This is a genomic window from Crenobacter intestini (assembly GCF_004919095.1).
Lineage (GTDB): Bacteria > Pseudomonadota > Gammaproteobacteria > Burkholderiales > Chromobacteriaceae > Craterilacuibacter > Craterilacuibacter intestini.
Genome location: NZ_STGJ01000002.1, coordinates 260,845 through 278,502, shown reverse-complemented (window position 1 = coordinate 278,502; position 17,658 = coordinate 260,845). Strand labels below are relative to the sequence as shown.

At 67.7% G+C, this 17,658-nt stretch carries 15 protein-coding genes, 3 tRNA genes and 1 pseudogene; 8 read left to right on the top strand and 11 right to left on the bottom strand.

Features of this window, described 5'->3' with window-relative positions:
• The 6 genes and pseudogenes from E5K04_RS03895 to rsmD form a co-directional block, all read right to left on the bottom strand.
• Positions 1 to 72, bottom strand: a pseudogene (locus E5K04_RS03895) (GTP-binding protein); the annotation flags it as partial.
• A 32-nt stretch (positions 73 to 104) separates the two neighbouring features.
• Positions 105 to 179: transfer RNA gene (locus E5K04_RS03890), tRNA-Thr, on the bottom strand.
• 19 nt (positions 180 to 198) lie between these two features.
• Positions 199 to 272: transfer RNA gene (locus E5K04_RS03885), tRNA-Gly, on the bottom strand.
• A gap of 45 nt (positions 273 to 317) precedes the next feature.
• Positions 318 to 402, bottom strand: a tRNA-Tyr gene (locus tag E5K04_RS03880).
• Positions 403 to 541: 139 nt separating this feature from the next.
• A complete protein-coding gene (locus E5K04_RS03875; protein WP_136551593.1) occupies positions 542 to 793 on the bottom strand; it encodes a YfhL family 4Fe-4S dicluster ferredoxin in 252 nt (83 codons plus the stop codon).
• Positions 794 to 871: 78 nt separating this feature from the next.
• Complete coding sequence (gene rsmD / locus E5K04_RS03870) at positions 872 to 1,429, bottom strand: 16S rRNA (guanine(966)-N(2))-methyltransferase RsmD (RefSeq protein ID WP_136551592.1); 558 nt, start codon at positions 1,427 to 1,429, stop codon at positions 872 to 874.
• A 170-nt stretch (positions 1,430 to 1,599) separates the two neighbouring features.
• Between rsmD and ftsY the strand changes: the two genes are divergently transcribed.
• The 4 genes from ftsY to rpoH all read left to right on the top strand — a co-directional run bounded on the left by ftsY (position 1,600) and on the right by rpoH (position 5,541).
• Positions 1,600 to 2,871 carry a signal recognition particle-docking protein FtsY gene (ftsY, locus tag E5K04_RS03865; RefSeq protein WP_136551591.1) on the top strand — a complete coding sequence of 424 codons (1,272 nt, stop codon included), beginning with the start codon at positions 1,600 to 1,602 and terminating at the stop codon, positions 2,869 to 2,871.
• A gap of 25 nt (positions 2,872 to 2,896) precedes the next feature.
• A complete protein-coding gene (gene ftsE, locus E5K04_RS03860) occupies positions 2,897 to 3,547 on the top strand; it encodes a cell division ATP-binding protein FtsE (protein ID WP_136551608.1) in 651 nt (216 codons plus the stop codon).
• On the top strand, positions 3,544 to 4,452 hold the full coding sequence (gene ftsX, locus E5K04_RS03855; RefSeq protein WP_136551590.1) for a permease-like cell division protein FtsX: 909 nt from the start codon (positions 3,544 to 3,546) through the stop codon (positions 4,450 to 4,452). The genes ftsE and ftsX overlap by 4 nt, the downstream gene beginning before the upstream one ends.
• A gap of 243 nt (positions 4,453 to 4,695) precedes the next feature.
• Positions 4,696 to 5,541 (top strand): RNA polymerase sigma factor RpoH, encoded by an 846-nt coding sequence (gene rpoH / locus E5K04_RS03850; RefSeq protein WP_136551589.1) that lies wholly within the window; start codon positions 4,696 to 4,698, stop codon positions 5,539 to 5,541.
• Between the two features lie 63 nt (positions 5,542 to 5,604).
• Here rpoH and E5K04_RS03845 read toward each other — a convergent pair whose 3' ends face one another.
• The 4 genes from E5K04_RS03845 to E5K04_RS03830 all read right to left on the bottom strand — a co-directional run bounded on the left by E5K04_RS03845 (position 5,605) and on the right by E5K04_RS03830 (position 10,614).
• On the bottom strand, positions 5,605 to 7,377 hold the full coding sequence (locus E5K04_RS03845; protein ID WP_136551588.1) for a PglL family O-oligosaccharyltransferase: 1,773 nt from the start codon (positions 7,375 to 7,377) through the stop codon (positions 5,605 to 5,607).
• A 258-nt stretch (positions 7,378 to 7,635) separates the two neighbouring features.
• Complete coding sequence (locus tag E5K04_RS03840) at positions 7,636 to 9,633, bottom strand: O-antigen ligase family protein (protein WP_136551587.1); 1,998 nt, start codon at positions 9,631 to 9,633, stop codon at positions 7,636 to 7,638.
• A gap of 78 nt (positions 9,634 to 9,711) precedes the next feature.
• Positions 9,712 to 10,122, bottom strand: coding sequence for a pilin (locus tag E5K04_RS03835; RefSeq protein WP_136551586.1), 411 nt, complete (start codon positions 10,120 to 10,122; stop codon positions 9,712 to 9,714).
• Between the two features lie 57 nt (positions 10,123 to 10,179).
• Complete coding sequence (locus tag E5K04_RS03830) at positions 10,180 to 10,614, bottom strand: pilin (RefSeq protein WP_136551585.1); 435 nt, start codon at positions 10,612 to 10,614, stop codon at positions 10,180 to 10,182.
• Between the two features lie 256 nt (positions 10,615 to 10,870).
• Between E5K04_RS03830 and E5K04_RS03825 the strand changes: the two genes are divergently transcribed.
• The 4 genes from E5K04_RS03825 to E5K04_RS03810 all read left to right on the top strand — a co-directional run bounded on the left by E5K04_RS03825 (position 10,871) and on the right by E5K04_RS03810 (position 16,017).
• Positions 10,871 to 12,214, top strand: coding sequence for an adenosylmethionine--8-amino-7-oxononanoate transaminase (locus tag E5K04_RS03825; protein WP_235844245.1), 1,344 nt, complete (start codon positions 10,871 to 10,873; stop codon positions 12,212 to 12,214).
• A gap of 6 nt (positions 12,215 to 12,220) precedes the next feature.
• Positions 12,221 to 13,579 (top strand): hypothetical protein, encoded by a 1,359-nt coding sequence (locus tag E5K04_RS03820; RefSeq protein ID WP_136551583.1) that lies wholly within the window; start codon positions 12,221 to 12,223, stop codon positions 13,577 to 13,579.
• Positions 13,580 to 13,647: 68 nt separating this feature from the next.
• Complete coding sequence (proB, locus tag E5K04_RS03815; RefSeq protein ID WP_136551582.1) at positions 13,648 to 14,766, top strand: glutamate 5-kinase; 1,119 nt, start codon at positions 13,648 to 13,650, stop codon at positions 14,764 to 14,766.
• 177 nt (positions 14,767 to 14,943) lie between these two features.
• Entirely contained in the window at positions 14,944 to 16,017 is a 1,074-nt protein-coding gene (locus E5K04_RS03810) for an ABC transporter substrate-binding protein (protein WP_136551581.1), read from the top strand.
• Positions 16,018 to 16,085: 68 nt separating this feature from the next.
• Here E5K04_RS03810 and E5K04_RS03805 read toward each other — a convergent pair whose 3' ends face one another.
• Positions 16,086 to 17,636: an AbgT family transporter gene (locus tag E5K04_RS03805; protein ID WP_205700285.1), complete on the bottom strand. Its 1,551-nt coding sequence runs from the start codon at positions 17,634 to 17,636 to the stop codon at positions 16,086 to 16,088.
• Between the last annotated feature and the right edge of the window lie 22 nt (positions 17,637 to 17,658).

The following is a 17,658-nucleotide window of genomic DNA, read 5'->3' as shown; positions in this document are numbered from 1 at the left end:
ACCATGGTCAACGTGACCGATGGTGCCAACGTTTACGTGCGGTTTGGTCCGCTCGAACTTTTCCTTAGCCATGGTAGTATCCCTGAAACTAAACAAGGTTGAATTGGTGCCCATGGGCGGAATTGAACCGCCGACCTCTCCCTTACCAAGGGAGTGCTCTACCCCTGAGCTACATGGGCCTGCAACTACTTAATATCCTGGAGCGGGTGAAGGGAATCGAACCCTCGTCATAAGCTTGGAAGGCTTCTGCTCTACCATTGAGCTACACCCGCTTATCACGCGCCGCATGTCTTCACGTCGCCAAGATAATTTTATTCTGGTGGAGGGAGAAGGATTCGAACCTTCGAAGGCAGTGCCGTCAGATTTACAGTCTGATCCCTTTGACCGCTCGGGAATCCCTCCTGAAGAGACCCGAATACTACAGATCCCCTTTTTTACCGTCAACACTTTTCGCGGAATTTTTTCGGAAAACCGCCCTTTTCAGCCATTTACTCGGCAAAAGGCGACAACCTACCCCCGAAATCCGCGAAAGATCAGCCACTTAGGCCTTGCCGGTGATGATCAGGTACTTCTGGTGCAACTCTTCCTGCGACTCGACATGGTTCGGGTCGAGCGGGATGCAGTCGACCGGGCAGACCTGCTGGCACTGCGGCTCGTCGTAGTGGCCGACGCACTGCGTGCACAGGTTCGGGTCGATCACGTAGATCTCTTCTCCCTGCGAGATCGCGTTATTGGGGCACTCCGGTTCGCAGACGTCGCAATTGATGCATTCGTCGGTAATCATCAAAGACATAGCAATTCCCTCAACTATTTGCGTTTCACGATTTTGTCACCCTCCCCACGCCCGGGCAAGGAAGGCGCCGTTATACGTTTATGCCGGCTCGGCTACATCCGCCTCGACCAGCGCGTAGCGTACCGCGCCGGCGGATCCCTGCTTCAGCACGCGCCAGCCGGCCAGCTCCGGCAACCTGGTCGCCTCGAGGTAGACGCGCGCGCCGGGTGCGAGCAGCGCCGGCAGCAAGGGCAACAGCGCGGGCAGCAAGTCCAGGCCAAAGGGCGGGTCGAGGAACACCAGGTCGAAGCGTTCGCGCGCGCTGCGCAGGTAGGCGAGCGCGTCGCCTGCTACCACGTCGATCTCGTCAGCGTCAAGCAGGCGGCGGTTGTCCTTGAGCAGCGCGAGCGCACTGCGGTCGCGCTCGACCATTACCACACGGCGCGCGCCGCGCGACGCGGCCTCGAAGCCCAGCGCGCCGCTACCGGCGAACAGGTCCAGGCACGCAAGTCCGTCGAGTTCGGCGCCCAGCCAGTTGAACAGGGTCGTGCGCACGCGGTCCGGCGTCGGCCGCAGGCCGTCCACGTCCGGAAACGCCAGCAGGCGCCGGCGGTATTTGCCGGCAATCACGCGGACCTTGTTGCGGTACTCGCCCATAACCCCTCCCGTTGCAAGCCGGCAAGTTTACCCTGAAGCGGCCGCTTGTGCAGGCTTTGTCGGACAAGCGCAACCTTATATATGTTTTTTCGGGCTGCCTTGCCGTGCGCGGGCGCCACCCAGCCTGAATACGCTACAATCCCTGCTCCACGACCGAGTACAGCCGAAGTATGTTCAGCTTCTTCAAGAGAAAACCCAAGGACAACGCGCCGCAGCCCACGCAGCCTGCAACGCCTGAAACCGCCCCCACCGAGCCGGCCGGCACCACCGCGCCTGCGCCGGACACCGCATCGGCCGCCGCGCCTGCCGCACCGGTGCCCGTCGCCGAACCGGCCGTCCCGCGCGAGCCTGCCGAGGAGCTGCCAGCCAGCACACCGGCGCCGGACGCCGGACGTACCGAGCCCATCCCTGCCGCAGCGCCTGCCCTGCCCCCCGAGGTTCCGGCGCCCGTGGCCGAAGCACCTAGCGCGCCCGTAGCGCCGCTTATCCCGGCGCCGCCGGCCACGCCTGCGCCGCAGACGGTGACCGAGCGCAAGCCCAGCTGGACCGAACGCCTGAAGGCCGGCCTTGCCAAGACGCGCAGCAAGCTCGGCAAGCAGTTGGCCGGCCTGTTCGGCGGCGGCAAGATCGACGAGGACCTGTACGAAGAGCTGGAGACGGTGCTGCTCACCGCCGACATGGGCGTCGACGCGACCATGCACCTGCTGGGCGACGTGCGCGAGCGCGTTTCGCTCAAGGGGCTGAAGGACGCGTCCGAGCTCAAGGGCGCACTCAAGGATTCCCTGCTCGAGCTGATCGGCCCGCTTGAAGTGCCGCTGAGCGTCGAGGGCAAGCAGCCCTTCGTGATCATGATGGCCGGCGTCAATGGTGCCGGCAAGACCACCTCGATCGGCAAGCTCGCCAAGTACTACCAGTCGCAGGGTAAGAAGGTGATGCTCGCCGCCGGCGACACCTTCCGCGCCGCCGCACGCGAACAGCTGATCGCCTGGGGCGAGCGCAACAACGTCACCGTGATCGCGCAGCAAGGTGGCGACGCCGCCGCAGTCTGCTTTGACGCGATCCAGGCTGCCAAGGCACGCGGCATCGACGTGGTGCTCGCCGACACCGCCGGCCGCCTGCCGACCCAGCTGCACCTGATGGAAGAGATCAAGAAGGTGAAGCGGGTGATCCAGAAAGCGATCCCGGACGGTCCGCATGAGGTGATGCTGGTGCTCGACGCCAACACCGGGCAGAACGCGGTGACGCAGGTGAAGGCCTTCGACGACGCGCTGGGGCTGACCGGCCTGATCCTCTCCAAGCTAGACGGCTCGGCCAAGGGCGGCGTGATCGCCGCGATTGCCAAGCAGCGTCCGGTACCGCTGCGCTTTGTCGGCGTCGGCGAGAGCATCGACGACTTGCGCCCGTTCAGCGCGCGCGACTACGTCGACGCGCTGTTCGACTAGCACGGGTGGCCAGCCCATGACACCCATGATCAAATTCGACCAGGTCAGCAAGCGCTACCCCGGCGGCTTCGACGCGCTGAAGAACCTGTCCTTCCAGATCGACGCCGGCGAGATGGTGTTCCTCGCCGGGCACTCCGGCGCCGGCAAGTCGACGCTGCTCAAGCTGGTTGCCGGCATCGACCGCGCGACCAGCGGCAACGTGCTGGTCAACGGCCAGAACCTGAGCCGCCTGCGCGCGAGCCAGCTGCCCTACGTACGCCAGCATATCGGCATCGTGTTCCAGGACCACAAGATCCTGTACGACCGTAGCGTGTTCGACAACGTGGTGCTGCCGCTGGACATCATCGGCTTCGACCGCCGCGACGCCGCGCGCCGCGTGCGCGCCGCGCTCGACAAGGTCGGCCTCGCCGGCCGCGAGAAATCGATGCCGGTCGGCCTGTCCGGCGGCGAGCAGCAGCGGCTGTGCATCGCGCGCGCCGTGGTGCACCGCCCGGCCATCCTGCTGGCCGACGAACCGTCAGCCAACCTCGACCGCGCCTACGCGCTCGACATCATGGAGCTGTTCAAGTCCTTCCACCAGGTCGGCGTCACCGTGCTGATTTCCGCGCACGACGAAACGCTGATGGAAGACTACGGCAGGCGCATCATCCGCCTCAGGGAAGGACAGTTCGCATGAAACACTACCTGTTCCTGCACGCGCAAAGCGCGCTGCTGGCGCTCAAGCGCACCGCGCGCGCGCCCGTTGCCAGCCTGCTCAACCTTGCGATGCTCTCGCTGGCGCTCAGCCTGCCGGTCGCGCTGTATCTGGTCGTGCAGGGCGTCCAGCAGTGGAGCGGCAAGATCGACGTCACCCCCGAGCTGACCGTGTTCATGGAGATGGCGAGCGAACCGGCCGACGTCGCCGCCGTCGCCAGCTCGCTCAAACAGCACCCGCGCGTCGGGCAATCCACCTTCGTCGACAAGCAGCAGGCGCTCGCCGAACTGGAGACGCGCAGCGGCGTCACCGGCATGGCCGAAGGGCTGGACGGCAACCCGCTGCCGGACGCCTTCGTCGTCAAGCCCGCCACGCTGGATGCCGCCGAACTCGATCGCCTGCAAAAGGAGATCGCCGGCCTGCCGATGGTCGCCGAAGTGCAGTTCGACGCGGCGTGGGCGCAGAAGCTGGCCAGCCTGATCTCGCTGGGCGGCAAGCTGACGCTGCTATTGGGTTCGGCCTTCGCGCTGGCGCTGGTGCTGGTCACCCACAACACCATCCGCATGCAGATCCTCGCCCGCCGCGACGAGATCGAGATCTCCAAGCTGATCGGCGCGACCGACAACTTCATCCGCCGCCCCTTCCTCTACCACGCGCTGTGGCAGGGCGTGCTCGCCGCGCTGGCCGCGTGGGGGCTGTCGAGCTGGCTGATCGCCGCCGCCAACCCGGTGCTCGCCGACTTCGCCCGCCTCTACAACGAGCAGCTCGCGCTGCGCGGGCTGACGCTGGGGGAACTGGCCGCGCTCACCGGCCTCTCCGCGCTGCTGGCGGTGAGCGGCGCAAGGCTCGCGACCGATCACCACCTGCGGCAGGTGCGCGCGCACTGAGCGCCTGACCGCGCGCTGCTGCGCGGCAGCGATGCGGCGTTGCAAGCCGGTGCGAGACGCCCGTGCAACGCAAGACGACGCCGCATTTTCACCCGCCTGGCGTCCCCGTCCGCGCGGGCGGCACCACGCCCCCGCGCTATCGGGCGATAAAAAACTTTCATGCTAAGAGGAACTTCCGCCGGTTGGCACTCACTAATCCCGAGTGCTAACATCGGAATTCGAGACTAGGAGGACAGTTTCCACATGAGCGCCACTTTCGCTTTGCCCGTACCTTCCAGCACCGGCAGCCTCGAGCAGTACATCCAGGCGGTCAACCGCCTGCCCATGCTGACGCAGGAGGAAGAGTCCGAGCTGGCGACCCGCTACCACGACCAGAACGACCTCGAGGCGGCCCGCCGCTTGGTGATGTCGCACATGCGCGTGGTGGTGTCGATTGCACGCGGCTACGCCGGCTACGGCCTGCCGCAGGCCGACCTGATCCAGGAAGGCAATATCGGCCTGATGAAGGCCGTCAAGCGTTTCGAGCCCAGCCGCGGCGTGCGCCTGTTCTCGTTCGCCGTGCACTGGATCAAGGCCGAAATCCACGAATTCATCCTGCGCAACTGGCGCCTGGTGCGCATCGCGACCACCAAGCCGCAGCGCAAGCTGTTCTTCAACCTGCGCAGCATGAAGAAGAACATGTCGGCGCTGTCCGACAGCGAGGCACGCGAGATCGCCGAAGACCTCGGCGTCAGGCCCGAAGAAGTACTGGAGATGGAAACCCGCATGACCGGGCAGGACATCGCGCTGTTGGCCGACGACGGCGACGACGACGGCTACGCGCCGATCGACTGGCTGGCCGACAGCGAGCACGAGCCGGTGCGCCAGATCGAGAAGAAGGCGGTCGACCGCCTGCAGAGCGAAGGCCTGCACGAGGCGCTCGCCACGCTGGATGCGCGCAGCCGCCGCATCGTCGAGGCACGCTGGCTGGCCGACGACAGCGGCGCGACGCTGCACGAACTGGCCGCCGAATTCGGCGTGTCCGCCGAACGCATCCGCCAGATCGAGGCGAAGGCGCTGCAGAAGATGAAGGCCGCGCTGGCCGCGTAAGCGGCATCAACGCCCACACCAAAACGGCGACCCGATGGGTCGCCGTTTTGCATGCCCGCCTCCTTAGCGGTAACGCTCGGGCAGCCGCGCGCGCGCCGCGCTGGCGTCTTCGTACAGCACCGTCCATGCGGGCTCGCTGCCGGCAAGCGTCGCCATGAAGCGCGGCGCGTAGGTCGGGAACGAGGCGAGCGCGTACGCCAGCGTTTGCCGCGCCTGCGCCGTGTCGCCCGCCAGTGCCTCCAATTGCGCCTTCTTCAGGAGCACGTCCGGGTAGGGGCGGAACGCGGCGAGCCGCGTCATCCATATACGCTTCTGCGGCAAAGCTTCGCGGTCGGCCCGCAGGTAGTTGTCCAGCGTGTTCAGCGCGTGGAAGGCGAACATCGGCTCTTTTTCTACGATCTCGGCGAGCCGCGCTTGGTTCCTGGCGCGCAGCTCGGCGTTATAGGGTGGCGCATACAGGCTGACCAGCTCGCGGTAACGCGGCCACGCGGCGACCGACAGCCAGAGAAGCGCCAGCATCAGCCCCAGCAGCCCCAGCTTTACAACAAGCGGCGCGCGCAGCGCAGGCGCGGGAGACAGCGACAGCGCGACCACCGCCACCGCCGGAAAGTACAGATACCACAGCGGGTACTCGACCTGGCTGTGGATCAGCGTCACCGACAGCATCGCCACCGGCAGCAGGTGGCGCGCCTCGACGCGCTGCCCGAAGAACGGCCACGCAAGCCACACCAGCCCCAGCAGCACCGCGCCGGTACCGACCACGCCCGTCTCGGCCAATAGCTGCAACACCAGGTTATGGCTGTTGGCGAACAGGCCGCTGTTGAACGCCGCCTCGGCAAACTCGGGCCGCATCTGCAAGGCGACGCTGTGCGCGGCAAACTGCGACCAGCCGGCGCCGAACAGCGGGTAGTCGCCGAACACCAGCCACGCCTTGTGCCACTCGGCGAAGCGGCGCGAGTTCATCCCCTCGCCGCCCGCCGCCGCGATGCGCTCGACCCCGCTCTCCACGCCGCCGCCGGCGAACAGCTGGTTCACCCACGGCAGCGCGAACTGCAGCGCGATCACCGTAAGCGACGCCGCCACCAAGGCGCCGGCAAAGCGCCGGCCTTCGTCATCGCGCACCCGCAGCGCCCAGATAAGCGCCAGCGCGAGAAACGCCGCCGCGTAGAGCAGCACCGTGCGCGAGCCGGCCCACGCCATCGAGAGCGCCAGCCACGCCACCGCCGCCACCGCCCAGCCGGTGGCGAGCCTGCGCCGCGCCCACAGGTAGGCCGCCGCAGCGACGCCCCACGCCAGATAGTGCGCGTACTGGTTGCGCTGGCCGAGGTGGCCGAACACGTTGCTGGTCGGGTGCGCCGCGTCGTAAAACAGCACGCCGCCCATTACCTGCGCAAGGCCCGTCACCTGCGCGAAGCCGATCAGGCTCTGCAGCAGGGTGCCAACCAGCAGCGCCTGCGCGAAGCGCAGGTACACCGCCTCGTCGCCATAGATGTCGCGCAGCCGCTGCGTGAGCAGGCCAAGCAGCGCAAGCGCGGCAAACGCCCACGCGGTGGCGGCGTTCAGCCCCGGGAAGGCCAGCGGCACCCACAAGGGCTGCACCGCCCAAACGAGCGAGAGCAGCAACAGCCACAAGCTGGTGCGCGGCAGCGCGCCGAAAGTGGCCAGGCCGTCACGCAGCGCCAGCGGCAACAGGGCGGCCAGCGTCAGCCACACCACGTTCATCTCGCCGAACCATTGCGGCAGCGGCAGGTAATGGATGCGCGACAAAAACGGCACGGCGGCGATGGCCGCCCACAAGGCCAGCGCCAACGCCGCCAGCAGGGATCTTGATTGCATGTTGTGCAAGGGAGAATCAGACAAGGCGGGTATCGTATCGTAGGGTGGGTTAGCCGCCAACGGCGGCGTAACCCACCATCAGCCGCGGCAAGCAAAGCGGTGCCACTCCCCTCTCCCGATGGCGGGAGAGGGGCCGGGGGTGAGGGTGGCGAGGCGGCGCCCTCATCCGGCGCTGCGCGCCACCTTCTCCCGCCAGCCGTGTAGAGTGGGTTAGCCGACAACGTCGGCGTAACCCACCATCAGCTGCCACGCATCCCCTCAGCGCACCGTACGCGCGGCGGCGAGCGCGCCGTGCCGGCGGTAGGCCTCATGCGCGCGCGCGGCCATCGCCTGCAAAGGCGCGAGCGTGGGGGCCTTTTCCTGCGCGAGGGTCGCCGCGATGTTTGGTACCGTAGCCGGGTAAGCGGCGATCGCGCGGCGCAGCGCGTCGCGGGCCCCCGCAGCGTCGCCCGCGTGCGCACGCAGCATGGCAAGCTTGGTTAGCGTACCGGGGTACGGGCGGTACGCGGCGAGACGCTCGAACAGCGGCTGCTTGAGTGCGAGGTGTGCGGCGTCGCCGCCCAGGTAGTTCGACAACAACTGGTCGGCGTCGTAACTCCACGACGGATTGGCACCCTGCGTGAGCAGCGCCTCGATGCGCGCCTTATTCTCGCGCCCGTCGCTGCTTGGCACCACCCACTTCACCCAGTCGAAGTAATACGCCACGCCGAGCAGCGTCTGCGCGGTGATCACCAGCACCAGCAGCAGCGCGCCGATGCGGCGCAAGGACGCGCGCACCGGCAAGGCCCAGCCGGCGGCGGGGCTGACGCCCACCAGCACAGCGAACACCATCAGGAAGCTCGCGTACCACAGCGGGTACTCGAGCAGGCTGTGCCCGAGCAATACCAGCGCGAGGCCGAGTACCAGCAGCGCGTCGGCGCCGATGTTCTGGCGCCGGAACCACGGCAAAAACGCCCACATGAGCGCCGCCGCCACCGCCAGCGTGCCGGTGAGGCCGGTTTCGGCGAGCAACTGCAGCACGATGCTGTGGCAGTGGGCGAACAGCCAGCTCTCGGTCCACTCGCCGGCGAATGCCGGCTCCAGCGCGACCGACTGCGCGGCGTAGCCGCCGAGGCCGACGCCGGTCAGAGGGTGGGCGACGAACACCTGCCACGCCTTCTGCCACTCGATCCAGCGGCGCGCGCCGAAGCCGCCGTCCGTGAAGCGCCCGGCGCCGCTTTGCAGGTCAACCGGCAGGCCGAGCAGGGACAGCCCTGCGTTGATCTGGCTGGTGAACAACTGGCACAGCGCGATCAGCACGATAGCGAAGCCGAGCGCGACCGCCATGCGGGCGAGGGCAGCGCCCTCATCCGGCGCTGCGCGCCACCTTCTCCCGCCAGCGGGAGAAGGATCTGCCGGCCCGCTTCCTGCCGACGAACGATCCACCATGCACGCCGAGCTCCCGCCTGCGGGTGAAGGATCTGCCGGCGAATACCCCACGATGCCCTCCCCTCTCCCGCTGGCGGGAGAGGGGCCGGGGGTGAGGGCGGGGGTACGGCGGCCGGCCAGGTACAGCCCTGCCGCCAGCAAGCTCAAGCCCAGCGCGTAGGCGATCACCAGCCGCGACGCCGACCACGCCAGGAACAGCGCAAACAGCGGCGCAAGCAAGACAAACAGCCACGCCGGCAGCCGCCGGCGGGCGGTAAGCCAACAAAGCGACAGCAGCGCGAGCGTCAGGTAGTTGGCGTACTGGTTGCGCTGGGCGAGGTTGCCGAACAGCGTGCCCTGCCCGTCCGACACCACAAACAACAGCCCCCAAGGTTGCGCCAGCCGGAATACCTGCGCGGCGCCAATCGTGAGTTGCAGCACGCCGCCGGCGAACAGCCCCCACGCCAGGGCAGCAAGCACCGCGCCGCGTGGCAGGCTCGCCACCGCCTGCGCGGCGAGCGCCGCCAGCCAGAGTACCGCCAGTTGGCCGAGCGCGACGCCCGGGTAAGGTGAGCCGGCGAGCGCCGGCAAGGCCGCCAGCGTCAGCGCCGCAGCAGCGAGCAGGCCCGGGCGCAGCGCCAATTCGCCCCCCACCCGCGGCAGGCAGGCGAGTATCAGGGCGGCCGCCAGCAGCAGCGCCCCCGCGTTGGCGAGCAGGTCGCCATCCGGCGCGAAGCGCAGCCAGGACAAGAACGGCAGGCAGGCGAGCAGCGTCACCGGCAGCGCGGACAGCGGCAACGTATGCTCGGCGGACAGCGGCGCAGGCAAGACGAAAGACATTCGGGTCATGGAGGATATTGCCGGGAACTGGATGGCAAGACACCACCCGAAGGTGGTGTCTTGTTGACTTCAATGAAGTAGCTGAGATTAGCTACATGCCTTAGGCAAGAGGTCAGACGGAATCGCATTCGTAGTGTCGTTTTTACATGCCCAAACACCAGATGCATCACGCTGCAAGATAAGAACCTTGCCATTCACCTGGGACGGAGCATTTCGCAAGGTACACTGAATTCCACTGGCTGCGGTAGGGAAGGCGAAAGTACAGTTAGAAGTAGTAGTGCTGGCTAGGCCAATGTTTGTCAAAGAAGGTGCGGTACCATCGTTAACGATAGTTTCGTATCCAGTTTTGACTGCAGACATTTCGGCCAAACCCGCCGACACCTTAGCCTTGGCCTGATAGTTGGAATACGCCGGAATCGCGATCGCCGCGAGAATACCGATGATCGCCACCACGATCATCAGTTCGATCAGGGTAAAGCCCTGTTGTACACGTTTCATGTTGCTAACCTCCCAGGTGAATAAGAACCGCTGCCGTTTTTCAAAGGGTACTACAGCCTAACCGCCGTCCCGGCAACTGGACGGCAGCAAGGCGAACAGATTCTTGGCCCGGTCGCTGCTGCAGCGCCAGGTATAGCCGCCGCTGGCGCTGTCCGGGTACAGCTCGAGCTTCGCGCCGCTGGCCACCCAGGGCGCCGCCAGCGTCACTTCCAGCGTCATGGGCCGCGTGCCGGCAGCGGGCTGCACCGCAACCTGCGCGATGGTGTGGCTGCGGTAGCCGGCGAAGCCCGCCGACGCGTTGCCCTGCGGCCAACCCTCGCCCGTCGCGTACTGCACGTCGAGCGCGCGACGCATCGGCTCGGTTTCCATAATCGCGACGGCAACCTGCGCACGCCGCCCGTAATCCACATATGCGACGATGGCGACCGCCGCTAGGATGCCGATGATGGCGACCGCGATCATCAGCTCGATCAGTGTGTAACCTTTTTGCATACGCGGATTATGCCAAGCGTTTGCTTCATGCGTCGGCATTTTGCCACGATGCTGGTGCCTTGCGCAGCATCTGTCAGCAACACTGGCAGAAACCCCCTATGAAATGCAAACGCCATTTATAGGATGCTACCGCACGGCCGATGGATTGTGGCGGGAAACCTACACTGCGCTTGCGCTGGATCAACATTGGCCGGCGGGCACAGACGGCCGGCGGCGGCATGCTAAGATGCCGCCATCCATCCGCAGGGAGCGCGCGTTGAGCGACAACCAAGACTACCTGGCGCGCAGCCGCGCCGCCGTCTGGCACCCGTGCACGCAGATGAAGCGGCACGAGTCGCTGCCCATCGTGCCGGTGGCCTCCGCCGACGGCGCCTACCTCGTCGACTTCGACGGGCGGCGCATCCTGGATGCGGTGTCTTCGTGGTGGGTCAACCTGTTCGGCCACAAGGAGCCGCGCATCCGCGCCGCCATCGTGCGCCAGCTGGAAACGCTCGACCACGTGATGCTGGCGGGCTTCACCCATCGTCCGGTAGTCGAGCTCTCCGAACGGCTTGCCGCGCTGACCGGCCTGGGCCACGCCTTTTACGCGTCCGACGGCGCCTCCGCCACCGAGATCGCGCTGAAGATGAGCTTCCATTACTGGAAGAACATGGGCGCGCCCGGCAAGACCCGCTTCGTGTCGCTGGAAGGCAGCTACCACGGCGAGAGCGCCGGCGCGCTGGCGGTGACCGACGTGCCGCTGTTCTCCGCCACCTACGCGCCGCTGATCCGACAGAACTTCACGGCACCGACCCCGGACGCGCGCGAGGCCCGCACAGGGGAAAGCGCGGCCGACGTGGCGCGCCGCGCGGCGGTGTCGCTGGACAACCTGCTGTGCAAGCACCACCAAGAGATCGCCGCGCTGATCGTGGAACCCCTGGTGCAGGGTGCAGCGGGCATGGTGATGTACGACGCCGAATACCTGCGGCAGGCGCGCGCGCTGTGCGACCGCTACCGCGTGCACCTGATCGCCGACGAGATCGCGGTCGGCTTCGGGCGCACCGGCACGCTGTTCGCGTGCGAGCAGGCGGGCATCCGCCCCGACCTGCTGTGCCTCTCCAAGGGCATCACCGGCGGCACGCTGCCGCTCTCCTGCGTGCTGTCGACCGACGACATTTACGCGGCATTCTACGACGACGACGTGAGCCGCGGCTTCCTGCACTCGCACAGTTACACCGGCAACGCGGCGGCGTGTGCGGCGGCGCTTGCCGTGCTCGACATTTTCGAGTCGGACGACGTGCTCGCGCGCAACCGCGTGCGCGAGGCTGAGATCAGCGCCGCGCTCGCGCCGCTGGCCGCCCACCCGGCTGTAAAGAGCTTCCGCCACACCGGGCAGATCTGGGCGTTCGACGTCCCCGGCGCGCCGGCGGGCTTTGCCGGGCTGTGTTTCGAGCGGATGCTCGCGGCGGGCTTCCTGTTGCGGCCGATCGGGCAGACCGTCTACCTGATGCCGCCTTATGTGGTGAGCGCAGCCGAGATGGCGGCGCTGGCCGAAGCGCTGGCCGCCGTGCTGGACACGCTGCCGGCCGGCGCGCCAACCACCGCAGTCGCACTACCGTAGACCCGCATGCTGCTGCTCCCCGCCCCGCTCGCCGCCACCCCGCCCGACTTCGCATTGCAGTGCGACGACGCGCTGCGCTCACCGCCGGCGGTGCTGTCGCGCACGCTGCCCGGCCTTCTGGAGACGCTGGCCGCGGCGCCGCTGCCGCCGGTTGAAAGGCTGAACCGCTACGCCGCGTTGCAGGACGCTTGCGCGCAGGCGGCCGAATGGCTGCAGGGCGAACTGCGCCTGCGCGAACTCTCCACCGCGCCGCGCGCACGCGAGGCGGCGTGGCTCGCCAGGCGGCTCGCGCAGGGCCGGCTCGCCGTGTTGATCCGCGCGGCGGACGAGGCGCTGCGCGCGCACGACAGCACGCGCGCAGCGCACGTCGTCCTCGCCGCGCAAGGGGCGATGCAGGACGTCGCGCTCGCCCACCTCACCGGTTACCACCCGTTGCCGGACGACTTCTGGGAGAACGCGCACGCGATGCACCGGCTTGCCGGGGAGCTTGACGTCGACGCGGACGCACTCGCCTACAAGGCGCTGCGCCTGATCGGCATGGTCGACACCCAGCGCCTCTCGCCCGCGCAACAGCACAAGCTCGCCGCGCTGGCGGTGCAGGTCTCGCCGCTGTTGGGCCTGCTGCCGGGCACGCCCCCGCTGCTGGACACTGCGGCGCTGGCCGACTGGCTGCGCGAGCGCTCCTTAAGCCTCGCCCGCGAGGGCACCGCCGACGCGCACGACGACGCCGAACTCTACCAGACGCTGCTGACCGACCTGCGCAGCCGGCCGATGCGCCGCGAGGTGCGCGAGAAAGGGCGCGGCAGCGTCGAGCTGGTCGCCGGGCTCGCCGCGTGCTGGCACCTGGCCAACGGCGGGCGCTGGCACTTCCCGGAAACCGGCCACGACGAGGAAGAACTCGAACACCGCGCGCGGCTGCTGCAGCGGCCGGCACCGGCGTCGCCGGTCAACCTGACGGTGGTCGACCAGAGCGGCAGCGGCCTCGCGCTCGCCGGCAGCGCGCCGGGCCACGCGCTGCGTGCCGGCGAATTCGTGCTGTGGCGCGCGCGCGGGCAAAACTGGCAGGGCGCGCTGGTGCGCTGGGTGCGTTACGGCGACGACATGGACACCCGCGTCGGCCTGGAAATCGTCGCGCGCCGCGTCGAGCCGCTGATGATGGTCGAGCCCAAGAGCGGCCGCTCGCAGCTGGCGCTCTCGCTCGAGCACCCGCTGCATCCGCCGCAGGTGCTGCTCGCCGGGCGGGTGTTCAACCGCCTCGCGCCGTGCCAGCTGGTCGGCCACGGCGTGCGCGTGCGCGCCTACCCGCTGCGCGTCGCACGGCAGACGCCGCTCTACCAGCTGATCGAACACCGCGCAGGCGCTTAGCCGGTGCTGCCCGCCCCCCGCTTTTTTGGGTAAACTTTGTGCTTTGCACACAAGCGGCCGTCCACTCCATGCAATCCGTCATCCACACCGCCGACCGCCTGGTCATCAAGGTCGGCTCCAGCCTGGTCACCAACGACGGCCGCGGCCTCGACCACGGCGCGCTCGCGCGCTGGGCCGGCGAAATCGCCGAACTCAAGCGCCGCGGCAAGCAGGTGTTACTGGTCTCCAGCGGCGCGATCGCCGAGGGTTGCCAGCGCCTAGGCTGGGCCAAACGGCCGAAGGCGGTGCACGAATTGCAGGCGGCGGCAGCCGTCGGCCAGATGGGGCTGTGCGAAGCGTACGAGCACGCCTTCGGTGAACACGGCATCCGCACCGCGCAGGTGCTGCTCACCCACGAAGACCTGGCCGACCGCACCCGCTACCTGAACGCGCGCACCACGCTTGCCACCTTGCTCGCGCTGGGCGTGGTGCCGATCATCAACGAGAACGACACGGTGGTCACCGCCGAGATCCGCTTCGGCGACAACGACACGCTGGGCGCGCTGGTGACCAACCTGATCGAGGCCGACGCGCTGCTGATCCTGACCGACCAGCAAGGCCTGTATACCTCCGACCCGCGCAAGCACCCGGACGCGCGCTTCGTGCATGAGGCCGAGGCGGGCGACGCGGCGCTGGAAGAAATGGCCGGCGGCGCCGGCTCCAGCGTCGGCACCGGCGGCATGCTGACCAAGGTGCTCGCCGCGCGGCGCGCCGCACGCTCGGGCGCGAGCACGGTGATCGCCTGCGGCCGCGAGGCGCAGGTGCTGTCGCGCCTGGCCGACGGCGAGGCGATCGGCACCCAGCTGACCGCGCCGACCACGCGTATGGCCGCACGCAAGCAGTGGATGGCCGACCACCTGCAGCTGGCCGGTACGCTGACGGTGGACGAAGGCGCCGCGCGCGCGCTGCGCGAACGCGGCACCAGCCTGCTGCCGGTCGGCGTCACCCGCGTCGACGGGCGCTTCCTGCGCGGCGACGTGGTCGCCTGCGTCGACGCGCACGGCGCCGAAGTCGCGCGCGGGCTCGCCAACTACGGCTCGGAAGAGGCGCGCCTGATCATGCGCCGGCCGACCCGCGACATCGAGGGCATCCTGGGCTATCTGGTCGAGCCCGAGCTGATCCACCGCGACAATATGGTTTCGCTCTGAATGACGCACCACCTGACCCGCCGCGATGGCCAGACGCCCGCGGCCGACGCCTGCCTGCACCCGGTAGAGCCGCCACGGCCCGGCCGGCGCGTAGCCGGCGCCTGAACCGCTCCCTGCCCGCGCCTGCGGTGCAGGGATTTTGTTTTTTCAAACGACTCGGAAAGAGGACTTCACGGTATGAAACGGTTGGCCATCTCGGCTCTTCTGGCATTGTCCGCAGGCGCTGCGAGCGCACAGGACGTCCTGCACATTTACAACTGGAACAACGCGCTGTCGGCCGAGACGGCCAAGCGCTTCGAGGCGTACTGCAAGTGCAAGCTGGTGCAGGACTACTACGGCGACAACGAAGAAATGCTCGCCAAGCTCTCCGCCGGCGCCAAGGGCTACGACATGGTGTTCCCGACCGCGTTTGCCGTGAACACCCTGCTCAAGCAGGGCAAGCTGCAGCCGATCGACAAGCGCAAGGTGCCCAACTGGAAGAACCTCGACGCGGGCTACCTGAAGATCAACGCGCCGTTCGACCCCGGCAACCAGTACGCGGCGCCGACCGTGGTGACGCTGACGCTGCTGGGCTACAACGAGACCGCGCTGAAGAAGGCCGGGGTGCTGGACAAGGCAAACAGCTGGGCGCTGGTCTTCGACCCGGCGGTGCTCGCCAGGATCAAGGGCAAGGTGACGGTGCTCGACAGCCAGCGCGAGCTGATGTCCGCCGCGCTGATGTACCTGGGCAAAGACCCCAACAGCACCAATAGCGCGGACCTCAAGGCCGCTGCCGACGTGATCAAGAAGGCCAAGCCCTACTGGGCCGCGTTCAACAACCAGAGCTACATCAAGGAGCTGACCGTCGGCAACATCTGGGTCGCCCACGGCTACTCGAACGACCTCTTTCAGGCGCAGCAGGACGCGAAGAAGGCCAAGCGCCCGTTCGCGCTCGCTTACCAGCCGCAGAAGGAAGGCAACATCCTGGCGGTCGACAACATGACCATCCTGAAGAGCGCCGCGCGCCCGGACCTCGCGCACAAGTTCATCGACTTCATGCTCGACGGCAAGAACGCGGCGGAGATCTCCAACCAGATCGGCGCGACCAACCCGGTCACCACCGCCAAGGCCCACTTCTTGCCCGCGATCAAGGCCAACCCGGTGATCACGCTCGACCCGGCCAAGGGCCGCTACATCCCGCTGAAGGACCTCGACGTCAAGTCGCGCCGCGAACTGAACCGCGTGTGGTCGCAGGTGAAGGTCGGCGGCTGATCGTCACCTTCAACCGCCAGCAAAAAGGGCTTCCCCGCGGGGAAGCCCTCTTGTCGTGCTAAGCCGAATCAGCCGGCGACCGGCAGGAAGGTCGAAACCCCCGGGCCGATCGGCAGGCCCAGCGCCAGCCACGCCGCGAGCATCACGCTCCAGCCGATCAGGAACACCACTGAGTAAGGCAGCATCAGGGCGATCAGGTTACCCAGGCCGTAATTGGGCAGGTAACGCTTGGCCATCACCAGCACCATCGGGAAGTACACCATCAGCGGGGTGATGATGTTGGTCACCGAGTCGCCGATGCGGTACGCGAGCTGGGTCGCCTCCGGCGAGAAGCCGGTCAGCATCAGCATCGGCACGAAGATCGGCGCGAGCAGCGCCCACTTGGCCGACGCCGAGCCGATGAACAGGTTGATGAAGCCGGTCAGCAGCACGAACAGCAGCAAGAGCGGCAGGCCGGACAGGCCCAGCGCCTGCAGCGCCTCGGCGCCGTTGATCGCGAGGATCAGGCCGAGCTTGCTGTCGGCGAACAACGCGATGAACTGCGCGGCGAAGAAGGCGAGCACCAGGTAGTAGCCCATGTCGGACATGCTCTGCGACATGGCGCGGGCGACGTCGCGGTCGCTCTTGTAGGTACGGGTGCCGACGCCGTAGGCGATGCCCGGGATCAGGAACACCAGCATGATCAGGATCACCACGCCGCCAATCAAGGGCGACGGCACGAAGCCGCCGGTCGCCGGGTTGCGCAGCAGCGCGCCTTCCGGCAGCGTCGCCCACAGGATCAGGCCCAGCAGCACCGCGAAGGCAATGCCGGCAAAGCGCATGCCGCGCGCCTCGGACGCCGAGCAGCGCTGCATCTCTTCGCCGCCCCGGTCGCGCCACGCCGGCAGGCGCGGTTCGATCACGCGGTCGGTCACGTACCACGCCAGCAGCGCGACGGTGACGGTCGAGGCGGCCATGAAGGTGTAGTTGGCCACCGCACTCACCGTATACGCCGGGTCGACGATATGCGCGGCCGCTTCGGAGATGCCGGCGAGCATCGGGTCGAGCGTGGAGAGCAGGATGTTGGCCGAGAAGCCGCCGGAGACGCCGGCGAACGCGGCGGCGAGGCCGGCGATCGGATGGCGACCGGACGCGGCGAACAGCATCGCGGAGAGCGGCACTACCACCACGTAGCCGACGTCGGCCGCGACGTTGGAGAGCACGCCGATGAACACGATGATCGGGGTCAGCAGCACGCGCGGCGAGCAGGCAACCAGCCTGCCCAGCAGCGCGGCGAGCAGGCCGCTACGTTCGGCGACGCCGACGCCGAGCATGGCGACCAGCACGGTCGCCAGCGGCGGGAACAGCGCGAAATGCCTGGGCGCGTCGACGATCCACGCGCGGATCGCGTCGGCGCTCATCAGCGACACCGGCACGATGGTCTCGCCGCTGCCCGGCTTGAGCGCGGACAGGCCGGCCTCCGCGGCAAAGTAACTGCCGACGAACACGATGAGGGTCAGGCCGATGAACAGCGTCACCGGGTCGGGCAGGCGGTTGCCGACGCGCTCGATGGTGTCGAGCATGCGGTCGACCAGACCACGCGGCGCCTGCGGCGCCGCCTGTTGAATCACTTCTTCCATGCAATCCCTTTCGGACAGGTAC